The organism is Tamlana crocina (assembly GCF_012037625.1).
Map to the genome: position 1 here is coordinate 1 of NZ_JAAVJS010000310.1, position 417 is coordinate 417.

Sequence of the window (417 nt, forward strand, 5' to 3'; positions counted from 1 at the left end):
TAGAATCTCATAAAAACTGGATAAATGACATCAATGAAACCCAAAATACCACAGTTAACTTCCCAATCATTGCAGATGAGGACAGAAAGGTAGCAGATCTTTATGATATGATCCATCCAAACGCCGATGACACTCTTACCGTAAGGTCGGTCTATGTTATAGATCCCAGCAAAAAAATCAGGTTAATGATCACTTACCCTGCAAGTACAGGTAGGAACTTTGAAGAACTTTTAAGGGTGATCGATTCACTGCAATTGACCGAAAAGTATAAAGTAGCTACGCCCGCGAATTGGAAAGAAGGAGAAGAAGTGGTTATTAGCCCTTCCATTTCCAATGAAGATGCTAAAAATATGTTCCCAAAAGGTTTTAAGGAAGTGAAATCTTACTTAAGAATGACTCCACAACCTAATAAATAAT

Annotated in this window: 1 protein-coding gene; it reads left to right on the forward strand. The window is 37.4% G+C overall.

The window, feature by feature from the left end:
• The coding region (locus HC176_RS16860) for a redoxin domain-containing protein (RefSeq protein ID WP_167920170.1) at positions 1–416 on the forward strand (416 nt) is incomplete at its 5' end.
• Between the last annotated feature and the right edge of the window lies 1 nt (position 417).